The following is a 6,523-nucleotide window of genomic DNA, read 5'->3' on the forward strand; positions in this document are numbered from 1 at the left end:
GTGGTGGCACCGGCCGGGACGGCGGCACCGGTGGTCGGCGCGCCCGGGGTGGCCGGGGCGGTGGCACCGGGGGTGGTGGTCTTGGCGGGGGTGGCGGTCGCCGAGGGGGTCGGCCCGAAGCCCTTGTAGAGGCCGCGGCCGTGCGCGCCCGAGTCCGGGCTCACGGCGGCCTCGGTCTCGACCTTCTGGCCGTCCTTGAAGGTGAAGGCGGTCGGGGCGAAGCCGCCGACGGAGACGGTCGCGGAGGCGACGGTGGCGGACGGGTTGCCCTGACCGCCGATCGCCACCGAGCCACCGGCCGGGACGACGATGCTGGACAGCGGAGCGCCGGAGGCGTCCGTGAAGGTGGCAGCTGCACCGTTGCCGACGGTGACCGACTTGAGTTCGGCCGGGGTGTCCGCGGTGTTCGCGATGTTCACGACCACGTTGGCGGGACCGGTGTAGTTACCCGCGGTGCCCTCCCCGGTGACGACCACGATGTTGTTCAGTCGGAGGTTCGTCCCGATGGTTGCCGCCGCGTTGTCGGGCTTGATCTGCAGGGTTTCCGGCGTGTTGCCGGCGGCGCAGGAGGACAGCGAGGCGATGGCGATGGCGGCGATGGCGGCGATGCTGCCGCGTCGAAGGCTGCGGCTCACGGCGGCGGCTTCTCCTAGGTCACGTGTCGGTAGGTCAGGTCTCAGATTATCGACCTCACTTATGTGCTCCTCACGGGGTGGTCCCCGTGTCGCACTCCCGAGGGCCGCCGGAGGCCGTCCGGCGGTACGGCCGACATGTCCAGGTCACTCGACGGACAAGGTTCGACCAAGATCGAATAACGATTCGGCCGTGACCCGGAAAGAGGTGAAAGCTCAAGATCCAATCATGGTTGCGGGGGTGTTGCGCAAGGGTTTCGCCGAACCCCGGAACCGCCTCCGACCTGCGGGAAGCCCCTCTCGAACACTGGTCGCAGCACGTCATGGGGGTGGTTGTCAAGCCCCGAGACCGGCCCTGACCTGCGAAAACGCCCTTCGGGTGCGCCGAGAAGCGTGTTATTCTGGAAAGCCACGGAAGGGGTCCTGTCACATGACGTTCAAGGTTGGCGACACGGTGGTCTACCCCCATCACGGGGCCGCGCTGATCGAGGCCATCGAAACTCGCCAGATCAAAGGTGTGGACAAGACCTACCTGGTGCTCAAGGTGCAGCAGGGAGACCTGACGCTCCGCGTGCCCGCCGAGAACGCGGAGTTCGTCGGCGTGCGCGATGTAGTCGGCCAGGAGGGTCTGGACCGGGTCTTCGAGGTGCTGCGGGCGCCGTACACGGAAGAGCCGACCAACTGGTCCCGTCGCTACAAGGCGAACCTGGAGAAGCTCGCCTCGGGTGACGTCATCAAGGTCGCCGAGGTCGTCCGCGACCTCTGGCGCCGCGAGCGCGAGCGCGGCCTCTCGGCCGGCGAGAAGCGGATGCTCGCGAAGGCGCGCCAGATCCTCGTCAGCGAGCTCGCGCTGGCGGAGAACACTAACGAGGACAAGGCGGAAACGCTGCTCGACGAGGTCCTCGCCTCGTAGCGCGCGCCACCGCAGTGCGGTCGGGCTGCCGCCCATCGCTCACAGCGCCCGGTGCCGGCGCGCCGCTCCTCGGACGAACCGTCCGGGAGTGGTGCAGTGGCACTCCGGGCGCTGAGGCGTGTCCGGACCACGCCCCTGCCCTAGCCGGTCCAGGCTTGCAAGACCGTTTCTGCACCCGCTGGTGCGTGCACCCGCTGTTGCGCGGGACTTGCGGAGCTGTGCGGCGGGCGGTGGACCGTGGTTCTTCGGAAGGGGCCCGGTGCGCCCGCCGGGCACGCCATGGCCATACCCACTTCGCCGAAGGAGTGAAACCTGAACGCGTCAGGAGCAGTTGCAGCAGCAGTGGTGCCCGCCGCCGGACGCGGTGAGCGGCTGGGGCCCGGGGCTCCGAAGGCCCTGCGGGAACTGGGGGGTGTGCCGCTCCTGGTGCACGCCGTCCGGGCCCTGGCCCGCAGCCGGGCAGTCGGCCTGGTCGTGGTCGCCGCGCCCGCCGACGGGGTGGCCGAGGTGGTGGCCCTGCTGGACAGCCACGGGCTGGACGGCAAGGACATCCGGGTGGTGGCCGGCGGGGCGACCCGCCAGGAGTCGGTCCGGCTGGGCCTGGCCGCGATCCCGGAGGAGGTCGGGGTCGTGCTGGTGCACGACGCGGCCCGCCCGCTGGTCCCGGTCGAGGTGGTGGACACCGTCGCGGCCGCCGTCCGGGCCGGGGCGCAGGCGGTGGTGCCGGCGGTGCCGCTGGCCGACACGGTGAAGCGGGTCGAGCCGAACCCGGGCGGCCCCGAGCCGGTGCTCGACACGCCCGAGCGCGCCACCCTGCGCGCGGTGCAGACCCCGCAGGGCTTCGACCGCGCCACCCTGGTCGAGGTGCACGCCAAGGCGCTGACCGAGGAGAGTGCGGGCACCGCCGACGCGCCGCCGGTCACCGACGACGCCGGCCTGGTGGAGCGCTACGGCGGCCGGGTCGTCGTGGTGCCCGGCCACGAGGAGGCGTTCAAGGTCACCCGTCCGCTGGACCTCGTGCTCGCCGAGGCCGTACTCGCCCGTCGGAGGGCCGCCGATGCCTACTGACCCGCAGACTCCCGTGATCCCCCGCGTCGGGATCGGCACCGACGTGCACGCCTTCGAGGCCGGCCGCCCGCTCCGGGTGGCCGGGCTGGACTGGCCGGACGCCGAGGTCGGGCTCTCCGGGCACTCGGACGCCGACGTCGCCGCGCACGCCGCCTGCGACGCGCTGTTCTCGGCCGCCGGGATCGGCGACCTGGGCGCCCACTTCGGCACCGACCGCCCGGAGTGGGCCGGCGCGTCCGGGGCGAAGCTGCTCGGTGAGGCGGCCCGGCTGGTCCGGGAAGCGGGCTTCGAGATCGGCAACGTCGCGGTCCAGGTGATCGGCGTGCGGCCGAAGATCGGCAAGCGGCGCGCCGAGGCGCAGGCCGCGCTCTCCGAGGCCGTCGGCGCCCCGGTGTCCGTCTCCGGCACCACCACCGACGGCCTGGGTCTGACGGGCCGGGCCGAGGGCCTGGCCGCGATCGCCACCGCCCTGGTGTACGAACGGCGTTGAGCCGCTCGCGGTGGGCGGCCGGAAGAACCCGCACCTGACGGGTGTTCACGGGGTGTTCCCGGGGCCCGGATCGTTAGTCTTCGGTCCGGGCCCGTCCGGGGCTTCCGCTCGGGCCGAACCGCCGACGAGAAGAGGTAATCGCCATGAGCGAGTGGAACGAGCTCGTCATCGAGAGGTGCGAGTGGGCGAGCGCCCCCGCCGAGCGCAGCGAGGTGGGCGCATGAGGGCCGAGCTCTCCGACCGTGCCAAGGCCCTGCTCGACGACAAGAGCTTCGCCGTGGTCTCCACGATCCAGCCCGACGGCAGCCCCCAGTCCTCGGTGGTCTGGGTCAAGCGGGACGGTGGCGACATCCTGTTCTCCACCGTCCAGGGTCGCCGCAAGCACCTTAACCTGGCGCGGGACCCGCGGGTTTCGCTCCTCGTCAACCCGCCGGACAACCCGTACGAGTACCTGGAAGCGCGCGGTGAGGTCTCGCTGACCACCGAGGGCGGCCGGGAGCTGATCGACGAGCTGGCCGCCAAGTACCGCGGCGTGGACAACTACACCTGGGACGGCCCGGACGACGTCCGGGTGGTCGTCCGGCTCACCCCGCGCAAGGTGGTCGGCAGCATCTGAGCACCGCCCGCGGTCCACCGTTTCCCCGGGATCACGCCCCCGTTGTCCCGGGGAATGTGGCGGGGCACCCCCCACCGCCCACTACGCTTGACGCTGTGAGCATTCGTCTGTACGACACCAGCACCCGCCAGGTACGCGACTTCGTCCCGCTTGTACCGGGTTGTGTCTCGATCTACCTGTGCGGCGCTACCGTTCAGTCGGCGCCACACATCGGGCACATCCGGTCGTACCTCAACTTCGACCTCATGCAGCGGTGGTTCGCCTACCGCGGCTACCAGGTGACCTTCGCCCGGAACGTCACCGACATCGACGACAAGATCATCGCCAAGGAGCGCGAGCTCGGCACCCCGTGGTGGCAGATCGCCTACGAGAACGAGCGCGCCTTCAACGACGGCTACGACGCGCTCGGCTGCCTGCGGCCGACTGCCGAACCGCGGGCCACCGGGCACATCCCCGAGATGATCGAGATGATGCAGGGGCTCATCGCCAAGGGCCACGCCTACGCGGCCGACGGCAACGTCTACTTCGACGTGCGGTCGTACCCCGACTACCTGGCGCTCTCCAACCAGAAGCTGGCCGACCTGCGCCAGCCCGAGGGCGAAGGCGAGACCGGCAAGCGGGACCAGCGGGACTTCGCGATGTGGAAGGCCGCCAAGCCGGGCGAGCCGAGCTGGGAGACCCCGTGGGGCCGCGGCCGTCCGGGCTGGCACCTGGAATGCTCGGCGATGGCCCACAAGTACCTGGGCGCGGCCTTCGACATCCACGGCGGTGGGCTGGACCTGATCTTCCCGCACCACGAGAACGAGATCGCCCAGTCCAAGGCCTACGGCGACGACTTCGCCAACTTCTGGGTGCACAACGCCTGGGTCACCATGGCCGGCGAGAAGATGAGCAAGTCGCTGGGCAACTCGGTGCTGGTCTCCGAGATGGTCCGGGCGTGGCGGCCGATCGTGCTCCGCTACTACCTGGCGGCCCCGCACTACCGCTCGATGATCGAGTACAGCGAGGAGTCGCTGCGCGAGGCCGAGGCCGGCTTCGGCCGGATCGAGGGCTTCATCCAGCGCGCCGTCGAGCGCTGCGGCACGGTCGACGCGGCGCCCGAGGTGCCGCCGGCCTTCGCCGAGGCGATGGACGACGACTTCGGCGTGCCGCAGGCGCTGGCCGTCGTGCACACCGCCGTCCGCCAGGGCAACAGCGCCCTGAACGCGGACGACAAGGAGAGCGTGGTGGCGCGACTGGCCGAGGTCCGTGCGATGCTCGGTGTACTGGGCCTCGACCCGCTCGACCCGCACTGGGCCGGGACGGAGCGCGGCGAGGACCTCCACGGCGTGGTCGACTCGCTGGTCCGTCTGGTCCTGGACCAGCGGCAGGCGGCGCGCGAGCGCAAGGACTTCGCCACCGCGGATGCCATCCGCGACCAGCTCGGCCTGGCCGGGCTGGCGATCGAGGACACCCCGTCCGGCCCGCGCTGGACGATCAACAGCCAGTAACCCCATCCGACGATCGGGGTGATGGGTGGGCCGTACCGGACCGGTGCGGCCCTCCCGCATGACGTAGCGCATGCCGTCGGCCGCCACCGGGCAGACCGGGACGGCCGGGGCATGCCGGACAGACAGGAAGTACAGCCATGGCCGGCAACAGCCAGCGCAGGAACCGCCGCAACCCCGGATCGAAGAAGGGCGCGTCTGTCGGTACCGGCGGGCACAGCCGGAAGGGCCTCCAGGGCAAGGGTCCGACCCCGCCCGGCGAGGCGCGCAAGGGACACCCCAAGCAGCGGGCCGCCAACGCCGCGCTCAAGCGCGAGCGGGACGCCAAGGCGCGGGCCGGCATGCGCCGGGCCGGTGCCGGCCGCGGTGGCCGCGGCGGCGCGGGCAGCGCCGAGCTGGTCTTCGGCCGCAACTCGGTGGTCGAGGCCCTGGTCGGCGACGTGCCGGCCAACGCGCTGTACGTCCAGCAGTTCATCGACACGGACGACCGGGTCCGCGAGGCCTTCCAGGCGGCCAACGACCGTGGCATCCCGCTGATGGAGGCCCCGCGCGCGCAGCTGGACCAGATGACCGGCGGGCTCAACCACCAGGGTCTGGTGCTGCAGGTGCCGCCGTACGAGTACGCGCACCCCGAGGACCTGCTGGAGGAGGCCGCCGACGCCGGCCAGGACGCGCTGATCATCGCGCTGGACGGGGTCACCGACTCGCGCAACCTGGGCGCCGTGGTCCGCTCGGCCGCCGCCTTCGGCGCGCACGGCGTGGTCATCCCCGAGCGCCGCGCGGCCGGCATGACCGCCGGCGCCTGGAAGACTTCCTCCGGCGCCGCGGCCCGGCTGCCCGTCGCCCGGGCCACCAACATGACCCGCACCCTGGAGGCCTACCAGAAGGCCGGTCTGATGGTGGTCGGCCTGGCCGCCGACGGCGAGGCCGAGATCGGCGACCTGGAGCTGCTGACCGGCCCGGTGGTGATCGTCGCGGGCAGTGAGGGCAAGGGCCTGTCCCGGCTGGTCTCGGAGACCTGCGACATGCGGGTCAGGATCCCGATGTCCGGCCTGACCGAGTCGCTGAACGCCGGTGTCGCGGCGGGCATCGTGCTGTACGAGGCCGCGCGGCTGCGTGCCAAGCGCTGAGCGCTTCGCGCCGAGTGCCGAGTGCCGAGCGCTGAGTGCTGAGCGCTGAGCGCCGAGTGCGGCCGGAGGACGGAGAGCGGCCGGGCGTCGCTGAGCGCGGCCGAGCGCTGAGCACGGCCGGGGCTCGGGGCGCAGGCGATCTTCCGAATTCCCCGCAATCCGAGTGAAAGGCGATCGGGCCCGACCC

General features: G+C 71.9%; 7 protein-coding genes. 6 read left to right on the plus strand and 1 reads right to left on the minus strand.

Annotated elements, in window-relative coordinates; genetic code table 11:
• On the minus strand, positions 1-635 hold a 635-nt coding region (locus ACFU7Y_RS37485; RefSeq protein ID WP_380771035.1), incomplete at its 3' end, for a DUF461 domain-containing protein.
• A gap of 427 nt (positions 636-1,062) precedes the next feature.
• On the opposite strand from ACFU7Y_RS37485, the gene ACFU7Y_RS37490 reads away from it, so the two are divergent.
• The 6 genes from ACFU7Y_RS37490 to rlmB all read left to right on the plus strand — a co-directional run bounded on the left by ACFU7Y_RS37490 (position 1,063) and on the right by rlmB (position 6,336).
• A complete protein-coding gene (locus tag ACFU7Y_RS37490; RefSeq protein ID WP_014136563.1) occupies positions 1,063-1,545 on the plus strand; it encodes a CarD family transcriptional regulator in 483 nt (160 codons plus the stop codon).
• 342 nt (positions 1,546-1,887) lie between these two features.
• Entirely contained in the window at positions 1,888-2,613 is a 726-nt protein-coding gene (gene ispD, locus ACFU7Y_RS37495; protein WP_224284132.1) for a 2-C-methyl-D-erythritol 4-phosphate cytidylyltransferase, read from the plus strand.
• The gene (gene ispF, locus ACFU7Y_RS37500; RefSeq protein ID WP_049657183.1) at positions 2,603-3,103 is read left to right on the plus strand and encodes a 2-C-methyl-D-erythritol 2,4-cyclodiphosphate synthase; all 501 of its coding nucleotides are present in this window, start codon (positions 2,603-2,605) and stop codon (positions 3,101-3,103) included. Before ispD ends, ispF begins: the two co-directional genes overlap by 11 nt.
• A gap of 220 nt (positions 3,104-3,323) precedes the next feature.
• The gene (locus ACFU7Y_RS37505; RefSeq protein WP_224284131.1) at positions 3,324-3,719 is read left to right on the plus strand and encodes a PPOX class F420-dependent oxidoreductase; all 396 of its coding nucleotides are present in this window, start codon (positions 3,324-3,326) and stop codon (positions 3,717-3,719) included.
• 95 nt (positions 3,720-3,814) lie between these two features.
• Positions 3,815-5,209, plus strand: a complete 1,395-nt coding sequence (gene cysS / locus ACFU7Y_RS37510) for a cysteine--tRNA ligase (RefSeq protein WP_224284130.1) — start codon at positions 3,815-3,817, stop codon at positions 5,207-5,209.
• A 137-nt stretch (positions 5,210-5,346) separates the two neighbouring features.
• Positions 5,347-6,336 (plus strand): 23S rRNA (guanosine(2251)-2'-O)-methyltransferase RlmB, encoded by a 990-nt coding sequence (gene rlmB / locus ACFU7Y_RS37515; RefSeq protein WP_380771036.1) that lies wholly within the window; start codon positions 5,347-5,349, stop codon positions 6,334-6,336.
• The last annotated feature ends 187 nt before the right edge of the window (positions 6,337-6,523 follow it).

It is taken from the genome of Kitasatospora sp. NPDC057542, from assembly GCF_042801945.1.
In the GTDB taxonomy this organism is placed as follows: Bacteria; Actinomycetota; Actinomycetes; order Streptomycetales; family Streptomycetaceae; genus Kitasatospora.